Origin of the sequence: Streptomyces sp. NPDC058534, assembly GCF_042717365.1 — a bacterium.
Taxonomy (GTDB): Bacteria; Actinomycetota; Actinomycetes; order Streptomycetales; family Streptomycetaceae; genus Streptomyces.
Window position 1 is genome coordinate 17291 of the sequence record NZ_JBHXNW010000070.1, and the last position, 19675, is coordinate 36965.

Annotated in this window: 17 protein-coding genes and 4 pseudogenes; 7 read left to right on the forward strand and 14 right to left on the reverse strand. The window is 70.9% G+C overall.

Features of this window, described 5'->3' with window-relative positions; genetic code table 11:
* Nucleotides 1-78 precede the first annotated feature (78 nt).
* Both ACFWR9_RS32575 and ACFWR9_RS32580 read right to left on the reverse strand, forming a co-directional pair.
* A complete protein-coding gene (locus tag ACFWR9_RS32575) occupies nt 79-924 on the reverse strand; it encodes a PaaX family transcriptional regulator C-terminal domain-containing protein (protein WP_383848404.1) in 846 nt (281 codons plus the stop codon).
* Entirely contained in the window at nt 921-2609 is a 1689-nt protein-coding gene (locus tag ACFWR9_RS32580; RefSeq protein WP_383848467.1) for an AMP-binding protein, read from the reverse strand. The genes ACFWR9_RS32575 and ACFWR9_RS32580 overlap by 4 nt, the downstream gene beginning before the upstream one ends.
* A 66-nt stretch (nt 2610-2675) precedes the next feature.
* Here ACFWR9_RS32580 and ACFWR9_RS32585 point away from each other — a divergent pair, with 66 nt between their 5' ends.
* The 3 genes and pseudogenes from ACFWR9_RS32585 to ACFWR9_RS32595 all read left to right on the forward strand — a co-directional run bounded on the left by ACFWR9_RS32585 (nt 2676) and on the right by ACFWR9_RS32595 (nt 5471).
* Nucleotides 2676-4139 (forward strand): acyl-CoA dehydrogenase family protein, encoded by a 1464-nt coding sequence (locus ACFWR9_RS32585; RefSeq protein ID WP_383848406.1) that lies wholly within the window; start codon nt 2676-2678, stop codon nt 4137-4139.
* A complete protein-coding gene (locus ACFWR9_RS32590) occupies nt 4136-4534 on the forward strand; it encodes a RidA family protein (RefSeq protein ID WP_383848409.1) in 399 nt (132 codons plus the stop codon). The genes ACFWR9_RS32585 and ACFWR9_RS32590 overlap by 4 nt, the downstream gene beginning before the upstream one ends.
* A gap of 72 nt (nt 4535-4606) precedes the next feature.
* Nucleotides 4607-5471: pseudogene (locus ACFWR9_RS32595) on the forward strand (alpha/beta fold hydrolase).
* 24 nt (nt 5472-5495) lie between these two features.
* Here the strand turns inward: ACFWR9_RS32595 and ACFWR9_RS32600 are convergent.
* Complete coding sequence (locus ACFWR9_RS32600) at nt 5496-5735, reverse strand: DUF5999 family protein (RefSeq protein ID WP_383848410.1); 240 nt, start codon at nt 5733-5735, stop codon at nt 5496-5498.
* Between the two features lie 244 nt (nt 5736-5979).
* Here ACFWR9_RS32600 and ACFWR9_RS32605 point away from each other — a divergent pair, with 244 nt between their 5' ends.
* Nucleotides 5980-6423: a DUF6299 family protein gene (locus ACFWR9_RS32605; RefSeq protein ID WP_383848412.1), complete on the forward strand. Its 444-nt coding sequence runs from the start codon at nt 5980-5982 to the stop codon at nt 6421-6423.
* 130 nt (nt 6424-6553) lie between these two features.
* Here ACFWR9_RS32605 and ACFWR9_RS32610 read toward each other — a convergent pair whose 3' ends face one another.
* The 4 genes from ACFWR9_RS32610 to ACFWR9_RS32625 form a co-directional block, all read right to left on the reverse strand.
* A complete protein-coding gene (locus ACFWR9_RS32610; protein WP_383848469.1) occupies nt 6554-7423 on the reverse strand; it encodes a DUF2637 domain-containing protein in 870 nt (289 codons plus the stop codon).
* A gap of 355 nt (nt 7424-7778) precedes the next feature.
* Nucleotides 7779-8003, reverse strand: a complete 225-nt coding sequence (locus ACFWR9_RS32615) for a hypothetical protein (RefSeq protein WP_383848415.1) — start codon at nt 8001-8003, stop codon at nt 7779-7781.
* Between the two features lie 209 nt (nt 8004-8212).
* Nucleotides 8213-8410 (reverse strand): DUF397 domain-containing protein, encoded by a 198-nt coding sequence (locus ACFWR9_RS32620; RefSeq protein WP_383848418.1) that lies wholly within the window; start codon nt 8408-8410, stop codon nt 8213-8215.
* Nucleotides 8407-9276 carry a helix-turn-helix domain-containing protein gene (locus tag ACFWR9_RS32625; RefSeq protein WP_383848420.1) on the reverse strand — a complete coding sequence of 290 codons (870 nt, stop codon included), beginning with the start codon at nt 9274-9276 and terminating at the stop codon, nt 8407-8409. Before ACFWR9_RS32625 ends, ACFWR9_RS32620 begins: the two co-directional genes overlap by 4 nt.
* A 144-nt stretch (nt 9277-9420) precedes the next feature.
* On the opposite strand from ACFWR9_RS32625, the pseudogene ACFWR9_RS32630 reads away from it, so the two are divergent.
* A pseudogene (locus tag ACFWR9_RS32630) lies at nt 9421-9892 on the forward strand (ATP-binding protein); the annotation flags it as partial.
* Nucleotides 9893-10438: 546 nt separating this feature from the next.
* Nucleotides 10439-10957, forward strand: a complete 519-nt coding sequence (locus tag ACFWR9_RS32635) for a transglycosylase SLT domain-containing protein (protein WP_383848423.1) — start codon at nt 10439-10441, stop codon at nt 10955-10957.
* A 319-nt stretch (nt 10958-11276) separates the two neighbouring features.
* On the opposite strand, the gene ACFWR9_RS32640 is transcribed toward ACFWR9_RS32635, so the two are convergent.
* Nucleotides 11277-12806 (reverse strand): helix-turn-helix domain-containing protein, encoded by a 1530-nt coding sequence (locus tag ACFWR9_RS32640; RefSeq protein ID WP_383848426.1) that lies wholly within the window; start codon nt 12804-12806, stop codon nt 11277-11279.
* Nucleotides 12807-12881: 75 nt separating this feature from the next.
* Entirely contained in the window at nt 12882-13079 is a 198-nt protein-coding gene (locus ACFWR9_RS32645; protein ID WP_079030465.1) for a DUF4236 domain-containing protein, read from the reverse strand.
* Between the two features lie 316 nt (nt 13080-13395).
* Here ACFWR9_RS32645 and acnA point away from each other — a divergent pair, with 316 nt between their 5' ends.
* On the forward strand, nt 13396-16113 hold the full coding sequence (gene acnA / locus ACFWR9_RS32650; protein WP_383848428.1) for an aconitate hydratase AcnA: 2718 nt from the start codon (nt 13396-13398) through the stop codon (nt 16111-16113).
* A 259-nt stretch (nt 16114-16372) separates the two neighbouring features.
* Here acnA and ACFWR9_RS32655 read toward each other — a convergent pair whose 3' ends face one another.
* The 5 genes and pseudogenes from ACFWR9_RS32655 to ACFWR9_RS32675 form a co-directional block, all read right to left on the reverse strand.
* A complete protein-coding gene (locus tag ACFWR9_RS32655; protein WP_383848430.1) occupies nt 16373-16543 on the reverse strand; it encodes a hypothetical protein in 171 nt (56 codons plus the stop codon).
* Between the two features lie 260 nt (nt 16544-16803).
* Nucleotides 16804-17226: a hypothetical protein gene (locus ACFWR9_RS32660; RefSeq protein ID WP_383848433.1), complete on the reverse strand. Its 423-nt coding sequence runs from the start codon at nt 17224-17226 to the stop codon at nt 16804-16806.
* Nucleotides 17223-18054: pseudogene (locus tag ACFWR9_RS32665) on the reverse strand (IS5 family transposase). The gene ACFWR9_RS32660 and the pseudogene ACFWR9_RS32665 overlap by 4 nt, the downstream one beginning before the upstream one ends.
* Before the next feature lie 155 nt (nt 18055-18209).
* Complete coding sequence (locus ACFWR9_RS32670; protein ID WP_383848436.1) at nt 18210-18512, reverse strand: helicase associated domain-containing protein; 303 nt, start codon at nt 18510-18512, stop codon at nt 18210-18212.
* 166 nt (nt 18513-18678) lie between these two features.
* Nucleotides 18679-19230: pseudogene (locus tag ACFWR9_RS32675) on the reverse strand (helicase associated domain-containing protein); the annotation flags it as partial.
* Nucleotides 19231-19675: the final 445 nt, after the last annotated feature.

The window sequence follows — 19675 nt, forward strand, 5'->3', positions numbered from 1 at the left end:
CGCACGGTAGGTGAGAAACCTGAGAAGAGGGTCTGAGGAGACTGAGGGTTCCCTGATCCCGGGAAAGTGTGACGCGGGTCACTCCTCGGGGCTGGTTGATGCTCCAAGTGCCGCGAAGCGGGCGCCCGCGTCGCGCAGCCGCTCGTGCAGGGCGCGGAAGACGGCCGCCGAACGCGTGCCGGGCCAGTCGCCGGGCAGTAGCCGGGCGGGCAGCCCCGGGTCCGTGTAGGGGAGGTGGCGCCAGGAGTCCAGGGCGAGGAGGTAGTCGCGGTAGGCATCCTCGGGCGGAGTGTCCGCCCGGTGCTCCCAGGCGCGCAGTACGCGCGCGTGGCGGTCGAGGAACGCCTCGTGCTCCTTGGCGATCGCGGCCAGGTCCCACCAGCGCGCCACGGCCTCGGCGGTCGGCGTGAAACCCAGGTGCTCGCCGCGGAAGAAGTCCACGTAGGAGTCCAGGTCCAGCCGGCCCAGCGTGTGCCGCGTCTCCTCGTACAGCCGGGCCGGCGCGATCCACACGCCGGGAGCCGCGCTGCCGAAGCCGAGGCCGGCCAGCCGGGAGCGCAGGACGTGCCGCTTCTGCCGCTCCGACTCCGGCACGGAGAACACGGCGAGCACCCAGCCCTCGTCGTCGTGGGGGGTCGTGGCGTAGATGCGCCGGTCCCCGTCGTCCAGCAACTGGCGTGCCTGGGGCGACAGTTCGTAGCCGGCCGCGCCCTCGGTGGTACGGGCGGGCAGCAGCAGCCCGCGCCGTTTCAGCCGGGACACCGACGAGCGCACGGAGGGGGCGTCCACCGCGACCGCGGCCAGCAGCCGGATCAGCTCCGCGACGGGCACCGGGCCCGGCGCGAAACGGCCGTAGGCGCCGTAGAGCGTGACGATGAGGGACCTCGGGGCGTGCTGCGCGTGCTGGTCGTACACGTTGATCATCTTATGTCGTCGGACAGGAGGCGGTACCGCTGGAGCTTGCCGGTCGCCGTGCGCGGCAGCGCGTCCAGGAAGACGATCTCCCGCGGGCACTTGTACGGCGCCAGCTCCTCCCGCAGGAAGGCGCGCAGCGCCTCGGCGTCCCGAGCGGCGCCCTCCTTCAGTACGGCGTGGGCCACCACGACCTGCCCGCGACGGGTGTCGGGCCGGCCCACCACCGCCGCCTCCACGACGTCCGGATGCCGCAGCAGCGCGTCCTCGACCTCCGGACCGGCGATGTTGTACCCGGCCGAGATGATCATGTCGTCGGCCCGGGCCACGTACCGGAAGTAGCCGTCGGGCTCGCGCACGTACGTGTCCCCGGTGATGTTCCAGCCGTCGCGCACGTACTCCCGCTGCCGCGGGTCGGCGAGATACCGGCAGCCCACCGGTCCGCGCACGGCCAGCAGTCCCGGCTCCCCGTCGGGCACCGGCACGCCGGACGCGTCCTGCACGCGCGCGTGCCAGCCCGGCACCGGGACGCCCGTCGTGCCGGGTCTGATGTCGCCGTCGGCCGCGGAGACGAAGATGTGCAGCAGCTCGGTGGCGCCGATGCCGTTGATGACGCGCAGGCCGGTCTGCTCGTACCAGGCGTGCCAGGTGACCGCGGGCAGGTTCTCGCCCGCCGAGACACAGCGCCTGAGGCTCGACACGTCGTACCCGTCCAGCTCGTCGAGCATCGCGCGGTACGCCGTCGGCGCGGTGAAAAGCACCGACACCCGGTGCTCGGCGACGGCCGGCAACAGCTGCCTGGGGCCGGCCTGTTCGAGCAGCAGCGCGCTCGCGCCGGCCCGCATCGGGAAGATCACCAGCCCGCCGAGCCCGAAGGTGAAGCCGAGCGGCGGGCTGCCCGCGAAGACGTCGTCCGGGTCCGGCTTGAGCACGTGCCGGGAGAAGGTGTCGGCGATCGCCAGCACGTCACGGTGGAAGTGCATGCAGCCCTTGGGGCGGCCGGTGGTGCCCGAGGTGAAGGCGATCAGCGCCACGTCGTCGGCCGCGGTGTCCACGGCCGGGTACGGCGTGCCGGGCGCCGTGTCCGCCGCCGTACGGGTCAGCAGGTCGTCGGGGGCGTCCCCGCCGTACGTCGTGATCCGCAGGCCGGGGATCTCCGCCTTGGCGAGGTCGTCCACGGCCCGGACGTCGCACAGGGCGTGCCGCACCCGGGCGATCTCGCAGATCGCGCCCAGCTCGTGCGGGCGCTGCTGGGCCAGCACGGTGACCGCCACCGCGCCCGCCTTCAGCACCGCCAGCCAGCAGGCGGCCAGCCACGGCGTGGTGGGTCCGCGCAGCAGCACCCGGTTGCCCGGGACGACGCCCAGCTCGCCGGTGAGCGCGTGGGCGATCCGGTCGACGCGGTCCCGCAGCAGGCCGTAGCTCCAGGCTTCCCCGGCGGCGGTGCGGAAGACCGGGCGGTCGTCGGGCGGGCCGGCGAGCAGCTCGGCGGCGCAGTTCAGCCGTGCGGGGTAGCGCAGTTCCGGCAGGTCGAAGCGGAGCTGCGGCCACTGGTCGGGGGGCGGCAGGTGCTCGCGCGCGAAGGTGTCGACGTGGGCGGAGCGGCTCGGTTCCGCGTGATGCGGAGCTGCCATGGCGGTTCGCCCCCTTTGTCGTGGTGGGCACGCGCATCGAGCGTATCGCGTTGGTGACGACAGTCAACGGGGCGCGATAACCTCGGGGTGAGACCCAGCGGCCGCAGCGGAGCAGGGGAAGGACCGGCGATGACCGCATTCTCGCTCGAACCGGCACAGCTCACCTGGTGCGAGGACCTGCGCGCCCTGGCCGCCGAACGGCTGCGTCCCCTGGCGGACAAGGGGGAGCCCGGCCACGTCAACCGCGCCCTCGTCGCCGAACTCGGCACCCTCGGCCTGCTCTCCCGCCTGTTCACCTCGGGCGCGCTCGACCTGTGCCTGATGCGCGAGTCCCTCGCCCACGCCTGCACGGAGGCCGAGACCGCCCTCGCCCTCCAGGGCCTCGGCGCCCACCCGGTGCACGCCCACGGCACCGAGACCCAGCGCGCCCGCTGGCTCCCCGGCGTCGTCGCCGGCACGACGATCGCCGCCTTCGCCCTCAGCGAGCCCGACGCGGGCTCGGACGCGGCGTCCCTGACCCTCACGGCGACGCCGACCGCGCCGGGGCCCGCGGCGGGGGAGCGCGGGGGCCCGCCGGGGGAGGCCACGAGGAGCGGCACGAGCACGGCCCCGTCGGCCGAGTCCGCCTGGGCCACCGAGGGCACCGGCACTGTCCGGGCCCGGTCCGACGCCGGACACGGCACGGGGGCGACTCCGCCCGGGCGGGACGCGGTGGCACCCGCCGCCGAGGACGACGCGAACGTGGCCGCCCCCGGGCAGCCCGGTGCGCGCGGCGCCCCGCGGCCCGCTGCCGGACGCGGCACGGGGCCCGCACCGGCCACCCGGGACGCGGCGCAGCCCGTTGCCGACCCCGACGGAGGCTCCCGCTGGCGGCTCACCGGGGAGAAGTGCTGGATCTCCAACGCGCCCGAGGCCGACTTCTACACCGTGTTCGCCCGCACCACTCCCGGCGCCGGTGCCCGTGGCGTGACCGCCTTCCTCGTGCCCGCCGACCGGCCCGGCCTCTCCGGCAGCCCGCTCGACATGCTCTCGCCGCACCCCATCGGCGCCCTCGCCTTCGACGCCGTGCCCGTCACCGCGGACGACGTGCTCGGCGAGCCGGACCGTGGTTTCCGGGTCGCGATGGACACCCTCAACCTGTTCCGGCCCAGCGTCGGCGCCTTCGCCGTCGGCATGGCGCAGGCCGCCCTCGACACCACCGTCGCGCACACCACCGCCCGCGACGCCTTCGGCGGCAAGCTGCGCGACCTCCAGACCGTCGCCCACCAGGTCGCCGAAATGGCCCTGCGCACCGAGGCCGCCCGCCTGATGGTGTACGCGGCGGCGACGGCGTACGACGAGGGCGCCCCGGACGTCCCGCGACGCGCGGCGATGGCGAAACTCCTCGCCACCGAGACCGCCCAGTACGTCGTCGACCAGGCCGTCCAACTGCACGGCGCCCGCGCCCTGCGCCGCGGCCACCTCCTCGAACACCTCTACCGCGAGGTGCGCGCACCGCGCATCTACGAGGGCGCGAGCGAGGTGCAGCGCGGCATCATCGCCAAGGAGCTGTACCGCACGCACGACACGACGACCGAGGAGGCAGGGACATGACCGCCGAACGGGTGAACCCGCCCGAACTCTCCCCGCCCACCGGCTTCTCCCACGCCGTCGTCGCCACCGGCACCCGCGTCGTGTTCCTGGCCGGCCAGACCGCCCTGGACACCGACGGCAAGATCACCGGCGACACCCTCCCCGCCCAGTTCGAACAGGCCCTCACCAACCTCCTGACCGCCCTGCGAGCCACCGGCGGCACCCCCGCCGACCTCGCCCGCGTCACCGTCTACGCCACCGACGTCGCCGCCTACCGCACCCACGCCGCCGACCTCGGCCGCGTCTGGCACCGGCTGGCCGGCCGCGACTACCCGGCGATGGCGGTCGTGGAGGTCGTACGCCTCTGGGACGAACGGGCGATGGTGGAACTCGACGGCTTCGCCGTACTGCCGTAGCCCCCACTGCCGAAGCGCCCACTGCCGAAGCGCCCACTGCCGCAGAGCTCGCGTCCGCCCTAGAGTTCCGGCATGCCGGACATCGAACTGAGCGCGGGGACCATCGAGTACGAGGACACCGGCGGCGCCGGCCCGGTCGTCGTCCTCCTCCACGGCCTCGTCCTCCCCCACGCTCGGCTTCGCTCGCGCGGGCGGTGCCCCCATCGCGACCGTCTGGCGCGGGGTCGTCGCCGACCTGCGCGCCGACCACCGGGTGGTCGCGCCGACCCTGCCCTACGGCGCCCACCGCCGGCCGCTGTCCCGGCCACCCACGCCGGACCTCGTCAACGAACTGGTCGCGGAGTTCCTCGACCGCCTCGACCTGACCGACGTGACCCTGGTCGAGAACGACTGCGGACGCGCCCAGACGGTGGCGGCCCGGCACCCGGAGCGGCTCGCACGGCTGGCGCTCGTCGCGTGCGAGGCGTTCGACAACTACCCGCCGGGGCTGCCCGGAAAGCTGATCGGCGTCGCCTGCCGGCTGCCAGGGGGCGTGCCGCTGCTGGTCCGCGCCCTGGGCCTGAAGCCGCTGCGCCGCCTCCCCGTCGGTATCGGCGCCCTCACCAAGCGGCCCGTGCCGGACGAGGTCGTCGACGGCTGGCTGCGCCCGCTGCGCACCGATCCGGCGACCCGCCGCGACTTCCGGCACTACAACACCCACGTACGCCGCGACGAACTGCTGGAAGCCGCCCGGGGGTTGCGGAGGTTCGACCGGCCCGCGCTCGTCGTCTGGGCGACCGAGGACCTGATGATGCCCCGCGCCCACGGCCGGCGCCTGGCCGAACTCCTCTCGCAGGGGCGGCTGGTGGAGGTCGAGGACGCCCGGACGCTGATCCCCGAGGACCAGCCGGAACTGCTCGCCTCCCTGCTGCGGGAGTTCATCGCCGAGAAACGCTGAGAGGTACCCGGCGGCCGGTCAGGCTCAGGCCGCCATCGCCAAGCGCCCGGCGGGCATCCGGCGCGGCGCGACCACCCGGCCGTCGGGCCGCAGCTCACCGGTGTCGTCGAAGACGATCGTGCCGTCGCACAGCAGGTTCCACCCCTGCTCCGGGTGGGCGGCGACGACGTGCGCGGCGACGACGCGCGCCGCGAGGGAGTCGGCTACGGGGGAGTCGGCTACGGGGGAGTCGGCCGCGGGGCAGGAAGACCGGTGGGTACACATGGCGCACCTCCACGTCGGGAGACCGTCCCGTCGTCGGGACCGTCGCATGAACAGACCGTGCGCCCGCCCAGAACTCATCGCCAAGACCCGGGCGACAAGCGTGACAACACCCGGACAACCCGGCGACGGTTCGAGGACGGCGGCCGACGCGGACTCGCCACCGAAGGGGTGACGGTCACCGGCACCGGCCCGTTCGCCCGGTACCAGTGGAACACCCCATTCCCACCGATCGGGAGGTCCCCCCATGCCCGTACGATCCGCGGCCCTCGCCGTGGCCGCCGGCGCCGCCCTGTTCCTGCCGGCCGCCCCCGCCGCGACGGCGGCCCCCGCCGACACCCACCTCGTCACGGAGTCCGTGACGGTCGACGCGGCCGGCCGCATCGCCGCCGACGGCACCGTCACCCTCTCCGGCACCTACCGCTGCACCGCCGCCACCGGCGCCGTCTTCGTCAGCTCCTCCGTGCGTCAGGGCGACTCGTCCGTCCGCCACGGCATCGGCGGCACCCGCGCGGTCTGCGACGGCCTGGAGCACCGCTGGGCCAACACCGGCACGCCCTCAGCCAACGCGCTCAAGCCCGGCGCGGCCCAGGTCGAGGCCACCCTGATGGAGCTGCGGACCACGAGCGGCCTGCCGCTGCCGAGCTTCCACGCGCGGCAGGACCAGGACGTGACGCTGGTGGCGGGCTGAGCGGACGGCGCCCAATTCCTCCACCACTTCCCGGAGAAAGAATTACCCATTCGTTCTGCGGCAGGCGGCGGGGAGAAATTGGGCTCCTTTCGGAAGCGCTGTTTCAGCCCCCGTGATCAGTCACACAGCGTCATGTTCGCTTCTTGGGGCTCGTGCCGGGCCGCGGTGCGCGCTGGGTGCTCTGCCGCTGCTGCGGAAGGGACACCGGGTCCTGACCCGCCCTGTCCGCCGCCTCGTTGCCCGGCGCGGCCGCCGCACGCTGCCGGTGGCGCGGCACCGCCCGCCGGGGCGGACGGGTGAGCGTGATCTGCCGGACGATCTGCTGGAAGCAGACCAGCGAGGCGAGACCCGGCAGCGCCGCGGCGGCACCGTCGTTGAGTGTCCGGGGCGCCTCGGCGACGCACAGCAGCATCGCGATGGCCGAGAACAGCAGGACGACGGCCCAGGAGTGGACGGCGCGGCGCTGGTGCAGCGCCGCCCGCAGCACCGCCAGCGAGGCCACCAGCCAGGGCCCGTAGACCAGCAGCGGCCACCAGGACACGACGCTGCCGCGGGTGCGGGTGACGGCGGCCAGGCGCAGCGGCTCGTAGGCCACCATGCCGCCGAACAGGCTGACGGAGGCCGCGATGACCGCGGCCAGCGCCGCCACGAACAGGCTCGCGGCGCGCAGCCGGCTCACCTTCGGGCGGCGGACGCGGCGGTGACTGGTGGGCGCGTCTCTCAGCGGGGGCAGTTCCGCGGTGATTTCCTGCAGATTGCTCAGCGGCGTGCCCGGCATCGGGGAGATCGCCGAGGTGTCCGTCCCGTACGGGACGGCGGGCTGCTGCTCCACCGCGTCCTGGAGCAGGAACGCGAGTTCCTCGGCCGGGTCCCAGCCAGGTTCCGGCGGGACGAGGGTTTCCCGGAAGGCTTCCTCGGGCGCCCGGTGCCGCCCGGTGCCCGAGGTGCCCGAGGTGCCCGAGGTGCCCGTGGTGCCGAACGGGCCTTCGTCGTACGGCATGTGCGGGTAGGTGTGTTCTTCGTGCACGACGCGCCGGTCACTCCGCCCGGGGGCACGTCAGGGAGCCCTGCGCCCTGCCCCATCGCTCGGCGAGGCCGGTCTCCAGTTCTGTCATGACGTCCAGGAAGCGTTGCAGGACCGGTTCGGTCACCCGGAGAGGAACGGGGTGCCCGCCTCTGGTCAGGGTTCCGTCACTCGGTGACGGAAAGTGATCTTTGCCTGGCCTGTCGGTGTACGGGCCGAGCGCCGTCAATTCCCCGTGTTCCTCGGTCATATCCGAAGTAACGTCTGCCTACTCCGTCGGATGCGCGGCAGTCGAGTGAACGATTTCTGCGATACTTACCCAATCCCGAATTCACACCGGCTCGCTCCCCCCGCCGTCGTCGGCGGTCGCGGCGGGTGAGGCCCCGCCGGTGAGGTGCGCCAGTGAGCCGATGAGACGTTCGGCGATGTCCGGCGGCCAGGGGAACGAGGGGGCCACGGCCCGCTGGTGGGCGAGGCCGTGCAGACCGAGCCACAGCGCGACCGAGCTGACCGCCGCCGAACTCACCAAGGAGGGCGTGAAGGGAGACGGAGACATCCACGTCGGCACCATGCACCGCTTCAAGGGGCTCGAATACCAGAGGCTCGCCATTGTCTGTGCCCGCGACGGCGTCATCCCCCGCGCGTCCGTCGTCCAGCGCGGACCCCCGGCGCTTCGCCCGCGAGGAACTGAAGGCGCGGTCACGGGTGTGCGAATGCCCTGCCGTCCTTGATCGGGCGGCAGGGCTCATGCTTGGTGTACGACCGTCAGGCCTCCCCGATGAACCCGGCCCACGCCTCGCCTGACACACGGATGACGGGTCCGGTCAAGGCCTTGGAGTCACGGATGTGTACAACTCCGGTGATGGCCGCGACCTCGACGCAGTCGCCGCCCTCAGTTCCGCTGTAGCTGCTCTTGAACCAGGCGAGGTCGGACGCGACGGCCGAGTACTCAGCGGTGTTCATAGCTCTCCCAGCAACCTCTCGATGAACTCAAGGGACTCTCGCGGAGTGAGAGCCTGTGATCGGATGATCCCATAGCGGGCGGCGGCGAGCGCCGTCTGCTCCGGGTCGGTCTGAAGGGTGCTGGTTGACTGTGCCTCGGCGTACACGAACTTCTTGCCGTCCTTACGCGTGACGACCGTGAACGGCCCGTTCACGCCCGCGTTGTCCTCGCAGACGGTCGGCATCACCTGGATTTCGACGTTGCGCTTCTGGCCGACCAGTAGCAGATGCTCCAACTGGCCTCGCAACACGCCTTTGCCGCCGTACCGGTGCCGTAGTACCGACTCGTCCATGACGAAGCTCAGTAGAGGTGAAGGCCGGCGGTCGAAGATGTCTTGTCGGGCCAGCCGAGCGGCCACGCGCTGCTCGATGGTCTCTTGGTCCAGGACCGGGCGCCGCATGGCGAGCAACGCTCGCATGTACTCTTCGGTCTGAAGCAAGCCTTTGACCACGAGGGCGTCATATGCGAGCAGTTCGATGGCCTCCTTCTCCAGCGTCGCCATCCCCTGGAAGAACACCGGATAGTGAGCCCGCTCCACCTGCTCCTTCCACACCGTCAGCAACCCGCCCGCGTCCAGAACCTCGTCGGCACGCTCGATGGTCCTGGGTGAGGGGATCCGCCGTCCCTGCTCGTACGACGCGACCGTGGACGCCGAATACCCGATTCGCCGCCCGAACTCCTCCCGCTCCAGCCCCGCCCGTACCCGCAGCGTCTTCATCGTCTGCCCGAACGCGACGACCACAGCCTGTCCGGACGTGTCCCCCGTCGCGTGTGCCGCCTCGTCCGCCACCACGGTGTCGGCCCCCTCGCGTGCAACCTCGGTCATCGCTACCGCCTCCCTGGCCCAACGCCGCCCCGGCGGCCTCGTCACGCCGCGCGTCTCGTACCCGTACCGCCCCAACGCGTACAACGGGCCGCGTCGGTGAGTCACCACTAGTCACGCTACGCGCCCGACGGCACGGTGGTCGGTATGACGAGCCAACTCCCCAGCCCCATCAGCACCTCCCAACCCACCTGCCTGAACGTCGACTTGAACCGCACCTTCGAGATGCGTTTCACCTCCACCCCACGGGGCGCCCGCCTCGCCCGCCGGCTGGCCGCACACCGGTTGGACGCTTGGGGAATCCCGTACGGCACCGACCCGCACGAGGAGATCGTGCTGATCACCGGTGAGCTGACCGTCAACGCGGTACGGCACGGGTCACGTCCCCAGCCGGGACTTCCATCTGCTCTTGCACGCCGGCGAACCCGCCCGCACGGGAAGGATCGAGGTCACCGACACCCGTACCGAATGCACACCACCCGAACCGGACGCCCTGCCCGCCCCCGTCCCCGCCCCACAGGACACCAGCGGCCGAGGGCTGCTGCTGGTCGCGGGTCTCGCCACCCGCTGGGGCTGGCACCTCCGGCCAGGAGGTCCGGGCAAGACGGTCTGGGCGGAGTGCGGGTTCGCAACCCCCAGCGCGTCCCCCGGCCGCGGCGGGCGTGGAGTTCTGCGCGTACCGACTGACACACCCTCGTCACGCGCGTCCTCGTGCACCACCTCGCCTGGTACCGGGACGCCGGCCTTCCTGACGACCCCGAACGGTGACTGTGCCGTTCCGTTGAGTGAGGCACCTGCCTCCGCAGGGTGACGAGAGGTGGCCGCCGGGTGACTGGCTCTGTGAGGGCGCGCACAGGGCTCACGTCACACGGGGCCGGGGTTAGTAGACGCCCGACGGCCGCTCGCCCGCGTGGTCGCCAGCCGTCCAGGCGGTCACGCGGCCGGTCTGCGAAGCGGCGTAGTAGGTCACACACTTGTCGCGGCGCCGGAACGTTCCGCAGTGTGTTCGGCGTACCGGGGAGCCGAGCGCCGGACCGGGACGGGGAGAGCCCGTCCGTGATCCAGGCACCGGCCCTGATGACGCGAAGCCGCGTCCAACGCGGACACCGCGTCGCCGACCCCCCGTCGGCCTCCCCATCACGTTCCCGAATGGAGAGGTACACCCATGCACGCCATCATGCGCCGCCCCAACATCCGCAAGTCCGCCGTGGCCTCCCTCGCCGCCGCGGGCGCCGCCGCCGTCACCCTCACCCTCGTCCCGAGCCCGGCGCACGCCGCCGAGCCGGCCAAGGCCTCCACCGCGCAGACCCAGGCCAAGACCGACAAGATCGAGGCCATCGTCAAGGCCGGCGAGAAGAAGCACGGCGACGACCTCGACGGCTGGATCCGCACCGCCCTGGACGTCATGGACGCCAAGAACATCCCGGGCACCTACGAGGGCCTGCACCGCAACATCATGCGCGAGTCGTCCGGCAACCCGAACGCGCAGAACAACTGGGACGTCAACGCTCAGAACGGCATCCCCTCCAAGGGCCTGCTCCAGACCATCCAGCCCACCTTCGACTCCTACCACGTCAAGGGCACCAAGGACTCCGTCACCGACCCGGTCGCCAACATCGTCGCCGCCAGCAATTACGCGGCCGACAAGTACGGTTCCATGGACAACGTCGACTCCGCCTACTGACCGGCGGACCCGCCGACCGCCTGAGCCCCAGGGACAACCGGTCCCGCGCGGAGGCCGGCGGGGCCCAGGCAGCACGGCGGGGCCGGAGGGGCGACACGTCCCTCCGGCCCCGCCTGCGTCGCACCCCGCGCGGGGGACCTCAGGCCGGGCGGGGTTGTCGGTCATGACGCTCGTCTGACGCTCCGGGTCCACAGGCGGGGCGGTGAGTGGGGATGGTCCTGACCTGGCCAGAGGTCTCGCGACAGCCTGAGCGGTGCCTGGCGGAAAGCGTCAGGCTGAGCCGGTGCCCGTTTTCGCGGACGCCGGCGACGTGGAACTCTCAGATGTCCCGGAAGATGTCGATCTGCGCCCCGATCGAGTTCAGCCGCTCCGCCAGGTCCTCGTAGCCGCGGTTGATGACGTACACGTTGCGCAGCACCGACGTGCCCTCCGCGGCCATCATCGCGAGCAGGACGACCACGGCGGGGCGCAGGGCGGGCGGGCACATCATCTCGGCGGCGCGCCAGCGGGTGGGGCCCTCGACCAGGACGCGGTGGGGGTCCAGGAGCTGGAGGCGGCCGCCGAGGCGGTTCAGGTCGGTCAGGTAGATGGCGCGGTTGTCGTAGACCCAGTCGTGGATGAGGGTCTGGCCCTGCGCGGAGGCGGCGATGGCCGCGAAGAACGGGACGTTGTCGATGTTCAGGCCCGGGAAGGGCATGGGGTGGATCTTGTCGATCGGCGCCTCCAGTTTGGAGGGGCGGACGGTCAGGTCCACCAGCCGCGTACGGCCGTTGTCCGCGAAGTACTCGGGCGTGCGGTCGTGGTCGAGGCCCATCTCCTCCAGGACCGCCAGCTCGATCTCCAGGAACTCGATCGGGACCCGGCGGACCGTCAGCTCGGACTCCGTGACCACCGCGGCGGCCAGCAGGCTCATCGCCTCGACCGGGTCCTCGGAGGGGCAGTAGTCCACGTCGGCGTCGATGACCGGCATGCCGTGCACGGTGAGGGTGGTGGTGCCGATGCCCTCGACGCGGACGCCCAGGGCCTCCAGGAAGAAGCAGAGGTCCTGGACCATGTAGTTCGAGGACGCGTTGCGGATGACGGTGACGCCGTTGTGCCGGGCGGCGGCGAGGAGGGCGTTCTCGGTGACCGTGTCGCCCCGCTCGGTCAGCACGATCGGGCGGTCCGGGCGCACCTGACGGTCGACCACCGCGTGGTAGTGGCCCTCGGTCGCCGCGACGTCCAGGCCGAACCGGCGCAGCGCGATCATGTGCGGCTCGATGGTCCGGGTGCCGAGGTCGCAGCCGCCGGCGTAGGGCAGCCGGAAGCGGTCCATGCGGTGCAGCAGCGGGCCGAGGAACATGATGATCGAGCGGGTGCGCACCGCCGCCTCGGCGTCGATGGCCTCCATGTCCAGCTCGGCCGGCGGCACGATCTCCAGGTCGGTGCCGTCGTTGATCCAGCGGGTGCGCACGCCGATGGAGTTGAGCACCTCCAGGAGGCGGTAGACCTCCTCGATGCGGGCCACCCGGCGCAACACCGTGCGCCCCTTGTTGAGCAGCGAGGCACACAGCAGGGCCACGCAGGCGTTCTTGCTGGTCTTGACGTCGATGGCGCCCGAGAGGCGTCGGCCGCCGACCACGCGCAGGTGCATCGGACCCGCGTAGCCCAGGGAGACGATTTCGCTGTCCAGCGCTTCGCCGATACGGGCGATCATCTCAAGGCTGATGTTCTGGTTGCCGCGCTCGATGCGGTTGACGGCGCTCTGACTGGTGTTGAGCGCCTCCGCAAGCTGTGACTGGGTCCAGCCGCGGTGCTGCCGGGCGTCACGGATGAGCCTGCCGATGCGTACGAGGTAGTCGTCTGCCATGAGGTTGAGGCTATCTCAGATATGAGATGGCGCCTCTCGGGGGGTCCGTTCGGGTGACGCGACGTCAAGCGTGCCTCAGCGGCGCTTGCTCGTGGTGGTGCGGCGCCATCCGAAAGGTCCGGGCAAATCCATCGATGTCGTACGACGTCCCGTGCTGCTGCGGGTGTGGCGCGGGCCGTTCTTGCCGCCGGTGGTGATGGACCACGAACGCTTGTTGATGTTCAGGCGCACTCCGGGGAGGATTCGGAAACTCTTGCGGAATGTGAGGGGCATCGTGCCTCCGTCCGAGTAGTGCCGGGGCTGTCCGGCTCGCATCGGATACCCCCGTTCGGCGTAGTGATGGCCGCACGGGTCACCCGGGTGGGTACACGGTGGGGCGCACGCCACACAGCGCCCGGGCATGACCGGGCCGCCCCCATGTACTAGAGTTATCTCGACATCGAGATATCTGCCGAGGCGCACCGCAGTCGCACGCCGCTATCGGGCCTGGTGGTAAGGCTTACCTAACTTAGCCCTACCTCAGCGGATAAGCCAGGGCGGCGTGGCGGCAGGATGCGGTGGTACGCGCACATGAATGAAGGAGACTGTCGTGTCGGCGAACAGCTTCGACGCCCGCAGCACGCTGCGGGTGGGCGACGAGTCGTACGAGATCTTCCGGCTGGACAAGGTCGAGGGCTCCGCGCGCCTTCCCTACAGCCTGAAGGTGCTGCTGGAGAACCTGCTCCGCACCGAGGACGGCGCGAACATCACCGCCGACCACATCCGTGCCCTCGGCGGCTGGGACTCGCAGGCCCAGCCGTCGCAGGAGATCCAGTTCACGCCGGCCCGCGTGATCATGCAGGACTTCACCGGCGTGCCCTGTGTCGTGGACCTCGCCACCATGCGCGAGGCCGTCAAGGAGCTGGGCGGTGACGCGGCGAAGATCAACCCGCTGGCCCCGGCCGAGCTGGTCATCGACCACTCCGTGATCGCCGACAAGTTCGGCACCAACGACGCCTTCAAGCAGAACGTCGACCTGGAGTACGGCCGCAACAAGGAGCGCTACCAGTTCCTGCGCTGGGGCCAGACCGCCTTCGACGAGTTCAAGGTGGTCCCGCCCGGCACCGGCATCGTCCACCAGGTGAACATCGAGCACCTGGCCCGCGTCGTCATGACCCGCGACGGCAAGGCCTACCCCGACACCCTGGTCGGCACCGACTCGCACACCACCATGGTCAACGGCCTCGGCGTCCTCGGCTGGGGCGTCGGCGGCATCGAGGCCGAGGCCGCGATGCTCGGCCAGCCGGTCTCCATGCTGATCCCGCGCGTCGTCGGCTTCAAGCTCACCGGTGAGCTGCAGCCGGGCACCACCGCCACCGACCTCGTGCTGACCATCACCGAGATGCTCCGCAAGCACGGCGTCGTCGGCAAGTTCGTCGAGTTCTACGGCGAGGGTGTGGCGGCCACGAGTCTCGCCAACCGCGCCACCATCGGCAACATGTCGCCGGAGTTCGGCTCCACCGCCGCGATCTTCCCGATCGACGACGAGACGCTGAACTACATGCGCCTGACCGGCCGCAGCGACCAGCAGGTCGCGCTCGTCGAGGCCTACGCCAAGCAGCAGGGCCTCTGGCTGGACCCGAAGGCCGAGCCCGACTTCTCCGAGAAGCTGGAGCTCGACCTGGCGACGGTCGTGCCCTCCATCGCCGGCCCGAAGCGCCCGCAGGACCGCATCGTCCTCGCGAACGCAGCCCAGCAGTTCAAGCTGGACGTCCGCAACTACGTGGACAGCGTGGACGAGGCGGGCGTCGAGTCCTTCCCGGCCTCCGACGCCCCGGCCGTCACCCCGAACGGCGCCCCGTCCAACCCGGTCCAGGTCACCGCCCCCGACGGCACCACCTACGAGCTGGACCACGGTGCCGTGACGGTGGCCGCCATCACCTCCTGCACCAACACCTCCAACCCGTACGTCATGGTCGCCGCCGCCCTGGTGGCCAAGAAGGCGGTCGAGAAGGGCCTGACCCGCAAGCCGTGGGTCAAGACCACCCTCGCCCCGGGCTCCAAGGTCGTCACCGACTACTTCGAGAAGTCGGGCCTGACCCCGTACCTCGACAAGGTCGGCTTCAACCTCGTCGGCTACGGCTGCACCACCTGCATCGGCAACTCCGGCCCGCTGCCGGACGAGGTCTCCAAGGCCGTCAACGACCACGACCTCGCCGTCACCTCGGTGCTCTCCGGCAACCGCAACTTCGAGGGCCGGATCAACCCCGACGTCAAGATGAACTACCTGGCGTCCCCGCCGCTGGTCGTCGCCTACGCCCTCGCCGGCTCCATGAAGGTCGACATCACCAAGGACGCCCTGGGCGCCGACCAGGACGGCAACCCGGTCTTCCTCAAGGACATCTGGCCCTCCGAGGCCGAGGTCAACGACGTCGTCGCCAACTCCATCGGCGAGGACATGTTCTCCAAGTCCTACAGCGACGTCTTCGCGGGCGACGCCCAGTGGCAGGCGCTGCCGATCCCGACCGGCGACACCTTCGAGTGGGACGGCGAGTCCACCTACGTCCGCAAGCCCCCGTACTTCGAGGGCATGGGCATGGAGCCGGCCCCGGTCGAGGACATCTCCGGCGCCCGCGTGCTCGCCAAGCTGGGCGACTCGGTCACCACCGACCACATCTCCCCGGCCGGCGCCATCAAGGCCGACACCCCGGCCGGCAAGTACCTCACGGAGCACGGCGTCGAACGCCGCGACTTCAACAGCTACGGCTCGCGCCGCGGCAACCACGAGATCATGATCCGCGGCACCTTCGCCAACATCCGCCTGCGCAACCAGATCGCGCCGGGCACCGAGGGCGGCTACACCCGCGACTTCACCCAGGCTGACGGGCCGGTGTCGTTCATCTACGACGCCTCCCGCAACTACATCGAGCAGAACATCCCGCTCGTCGTCCTGGCGGGCAAGGAGTACGGCTCGGGCTCGTCCCGCGACTGGGCCGCCAAGGGCACCGCGCTCCTCGGCGTCAAGGCCGTCGTCGCCGAGTCGTACGAGCGCATCCACCGCTCGAACCTCATCGGCATGGGCGTCCTGCCGCTCCAGTTCCCGGAGGGCCAGTCCGCGGCCTCCCTCGGCCTGACCGGCGAGGAGTCCTTCTCCGTCTCCGGCGTCACCGAGCTGAACGACGGCACGACCCCGCGCACGGTCAAGGTCACCACCGACACCGGCGTCGAGTTCGACGCTGTCGTCCGCATCGACACCCCCGGTGAGGCGGACTACTACCGCAACGGCGGCATCCTGCAGTACGTGCTGCGCGAACTTGTCGGTTCTTGACCTGATGTGAACGAGCGCCCCTGCATCTCGCGCGCGGGGGCAGGGCGCTCGCGCGCGACGGGGCGGAAGCGCCTGCGGGCATGATCGCACGCGATCTGTTCCCGGAGCGGAGCTGCGCATCCTACGACGACAGAAGAACCCCGCACCTGGTACCAGGTGCGGGGTTCTTCTGTCCTTGCGAGCGTGTGGCGAACGAGCGCCGCTAGCCAGTTGGTCCAGCGCGGTGGGCATGGGGGAAGATGCAGGAGCAGGTACGGACTCACCAAGTGGCCCGGCGCAGCACACCGCGCGGGAGCCGGTGCAGTAGCGCGGCCAGGAACACTCGGTCACTCGGGGCGAACCGCACCCGATCCCGGCCGAGCTGGCGTTCCAGCACGGTGATCTGATGACGCAGCGCGAGGATCTCCGCGTCCTTGTCCTGGTTGCTCACCGGTGTCGCAGCCGCAGCAGGGCGAACACGTTCGCCACACCCAGACAGGCAAGTCGAAGCAGCACGACAGATCATCCTGCCGGGGCACTCGCCAGGTGCCCAGAGCACCCGCCCAAGCGCCCGCGCTCGACCCCACCAGGACGGATGAGTTTTTCGGCAGGCGCAAGGTAAGCAGCTCTGTAAGAGGGCGGTATGAGACCTGATGCCCGATTCTTCGTTTCGTGCGGGGCAAGCGGGCAGGTCGTGGCGACGTCGGTCGACTACGGCCGAGGCTGGGTGAACAAGCATGGCTCGGTCTCGGCCAGGATCCCGCGGCCGGTCAGCCGCTTGAGCTTGAGGCGGACGTTGTTGATGTTGTTGGGCGCGACCGCCACGTCCATCGCCTCGCACACGTGCCGCGCACGCAGCGGATGGTCGGCCGCGGTGAACACCGCCATGATCTGCTGGTAGGCCAAATGGTCCGGCAGTCTCGGTGCCGGCGGCGAGGGCGGTTGCGGGTCGGGCAGCCCCAGCAGTGTCTTGCGGGTGATCCGGACTTCTTCGGCGGCCCGGCCGAGTTCGTCGAGTTGTGCGGTCAGCCGCGTGATCTGTTCCCGCGTGGTCTCGGCCTGCGCAGTGATCTCGCGTTCCCGCTCCTCCAGCCGTGCCAGCACCGCGCCGAGCGTCAGCTCCCCGCCGGTCACGCGGTGCGCCAGGCGGGCACGGTCGCCGCGGTCAACCGGCGCAGTATCACCGCGGTCATCGCCCAGTACACCCGCGACTCCGAACTGCGGGGCAGATGCTCGTAGTCGCGCACCAGCCTGCGGTGCAGCATCAAGATCCCATAGGCGCGTTCCACGACCCACCGCTTGGCCTGGGGAACGAACCCGGTCTGCGCGGGATTGCGCTCCACGACCTCCACCTCGATGCCCACCTTCTCCCCGTGCGCGACGACGGCGTTCTTGAAGCCCTGGTCGACCAGGGCCTTCTCCACGGCGTCGGTGTCGGCGGCGACCTTGTCCAGCAGCGCGATCCCGACGGCGTTCTCGTGCGCCGACGCGGCCGCCACGGCCACCGCGATCACCAGCCCCAGAACGTCAACGGCCAGGCCGCGCTTGCGGCCCGGTACTTTCTTTTGCCGCATCGCGCCCCGTCGACTCAGCGGGCACTCCGGCCGCCGCGTGCCCGCTCTGGGTGTCGAGCACCACCAGGCTCGGGTCCGCCTTCCGACGCGCCATCTCCCGCACCTGCCAGCGCAGCAGGTCGTGAATGGTCTGGTCGATGCCGTCGTCACGCCAGGTGTAGAAGTAGTACTTCACCGCGCCGGGCGGCGGAAAGTCGTGCGGGAGCAGCTCCCACTGGCAACCGGTCCGACCCTGGTAGAGCAGCGCGTTGACGATCTCCCGCATCTCGTACCGACCCTGATGGCCGCTGACCGAGGGATGCGCGGCCTTCCACGCGGCGATCACAGGCTCGACCAGCGCCCACTGCTCGTCGCTCACGTCGGTCTTATAGGGCTTGCGCTCGCTCACGGTGCCCAGCCCAGCATGCCCATGGCCGCCGGCCGGCCGGGATGCCGCACCGCCACACGTTCAGGTGACGACAAAACCCCTATGCACTCTCATACCGCCCTCTGAGTGCGGACGACCCGACCTGCCCGGCCCCTCTGCGACCGGGACTGCTGTGGCTATGTCCAGCGCATGCCGATAGCGGACAGCTGCTCCACGCGCTCCGGGGACAACGTCGCGGCCCGGCTGCGCTGGTTCCCGATCCACGCCCCGAGCCGGAGCTCCCGCTCCTCCTGGTCCTCGCCGACGATCCGTTCGATGTGCTTCCTCGGGACCCGCAGGTGCCCCTCGCGCTCGAAGAACTGCTTGGCGGCCTCGTAGTTCATCGCCCACTTGTCGGCCTGCGTACGGCGCGGCTGTGGCTTCTCGTCCTCGGCCGCGGGCTCGATCCCGAGGACCTGCTCGCACATCCACTGCTGCACGGTCGTCAGGTTGTCCCAGCCGAGCCAGCAGGTGGCCCCCCTCGGCCGCCCACCCGCGCGCCGCCGCGAGACCTTCCTCCCACGCGACGTCGAAGTGCGACCACACCATGCCCAGCTTCTCCAGCTGGGCGACGCGGTCCTCGTCTATGTCGCCGCGGGCGTAGAAGCGCCGGGCGTCCGCGATCCACTGCCCGAGCGGGAAGTTGGCGAGCGAGGCCGGCCACCCCTCGGCCTCCACCGCCTGGTCCTCGCCGCCGGGCACCCGGTACGTGAACGGGACCTTGAGGTCGCCGTGCTCGCGGGCGTAGATGACGGCGGCCTCGATGCCGCGCCGCCAGTGCTCGTGCTCGGGGTTGAGGACCCGCAGGTTGATGAACGCGGCAAGCTGATAACGCTGTCCAAGTGGCTGCGCCAGGCCGCCGTGGAGGACGGCGAGAAGCCCGGTGTCACCAGGTCCGAGTCGGCGGAGAACCGTGAGCTGAAGAAGCGGGTCCGTCTGCTGGAGCAGGAGAACGAAGTCCTTCGCCGTGCGGCGGCCTACCTGTCGCAGGCAGGCGATGACCGCTCGGCTGGCGGTGACCACGTGCAGGTGGCTCGGTGGGGAAGACCGCGAGGTAGTGGTTGTCGTGGGCGGTCGCGGTGGTGACGGTGACGATCCGCCGCTTCCGCATGGTCTCGCTCGCCCCTGGGGAATACGGGGCAACCGCCGACGGAGCACGTTGACTCGCCGTGCCGCGCGTGTCGAGGTGCTGCGTTGGCGGTAGGAAAACTCGGCCAGGTCTGCCCTCCACCCCCGGAAACCACGGGCATTGCGGCGATCTTATGCGGGGATCAATGCCAGAACGCCATCGTCCTCGAAATCCTGCAGAACTACCGGGCAGTGGAAGCACGTCGCAGTACGTGCTGCGCCAACTTGCCGGTTCTTGACCTGATGTGAACGAGCGCCCTGCCCCCTGCATCTCGCGCGCGGGGGGTAGGGTGCTCGCGCGCGACGGGGCGCAAGACGCGCCTGCGAGCATGGTCGCACGCGATCTGTTCCGGAGCGGAGCTGCGCATCTTACGACGGCGAAGAACGCCCCCCCCTGTGACCGGGTGGGGGGTATTTTGGGCTATAGAGACGGTGGGGAGCGGTCGGCCCGAGAGTGGGAGTATGTTTGGGGGCT

Coding starts and splice junctions, on each gene's coding strand:
- ACFWR9_RS32575 (WP_383848404.1), bottom strand. CDS start 924: ATGATCAACGTGTACGACCAGCACGCGCAGCACGCCCCGAGGTCCCTC.
- ACFWR9_RS32585 (WP_383848406.1), top strand. CDS start 2,676: ATGACCGCATTCTCGCTCGAACCGGCACAGCTCACCTGGTGCGAGGAC.
- ACFWR9_RS32590 (WP_383848409.1), top strand. CDS start 4,136: ATGACCGCCGAACGGGTGAACCCGCCCGAACTCTCCCCGCCCACCGGC.
- ACFWR9_RS32600 (WP_383848410.1), bottom strand. CDS start 5,735: ATGTGTACCCACCGGTCTTCCTGCCCCGCGGCCGACTCCCCCGTAGCC.
- ACFWR9_RS32605 (WP_383848412.1), top strand. CDS start 5,980: ATGCCCGTACGATCCGCGGCCCTCGCCGTGGCCGCCGGCGCCGCCCTG.
- ACFWR9_RS32610 (WP_383848469.1), bottom strand. CDS start 7,423: ATGCCGTACGACGAAGGCCCGTTCGGCACCACGGGCACCTCGGGCACC.
- ACFWR9_RS32615 (WP_383848415.1), bottom strand. CDS start 8,003: ATGTCTCCGTCTCCCTTCACGCCCTCCTTGGTGAGTTCGGCGGCGGTC.
- ACFWR9_RS32620 (WP_383848418.1), bottom strand. CDS start 8,410: ATGAACACCGCTGAGTACTCGGCCGTCGCGTCCGACCTCGCCTGGTTC.
- ACFWR9_RS32625 (WP_383848420.1), bottom strand. CDS start 9,276: ATGACCGAGGTTGCACGCGAGGGGGCCGACACCGTGGTGGCGGACGAG.
- ACFWR9_RS32635 (WP_383848423.1), top strand. CDS start 10,439: ATGCACGCCATCATGCGCCGCCCCAACATCCGCAAGTCCGCCGTGGCC.
- ACFWR9_RS32640 (WP_383848426.1), bottom strand. CDS start 12,806: ATGGCAGACGACTACCTCGTACGCATCGGCAGGCTCATCCGTGACGCC.
- ACFWR9_RS32645 (WP_079030465.1), bottom strand. CDS start 13,079: ATGCCCCTCACATTCCGCAAGAGTTTCCGAATCCTCCCCGGAGTGCGC.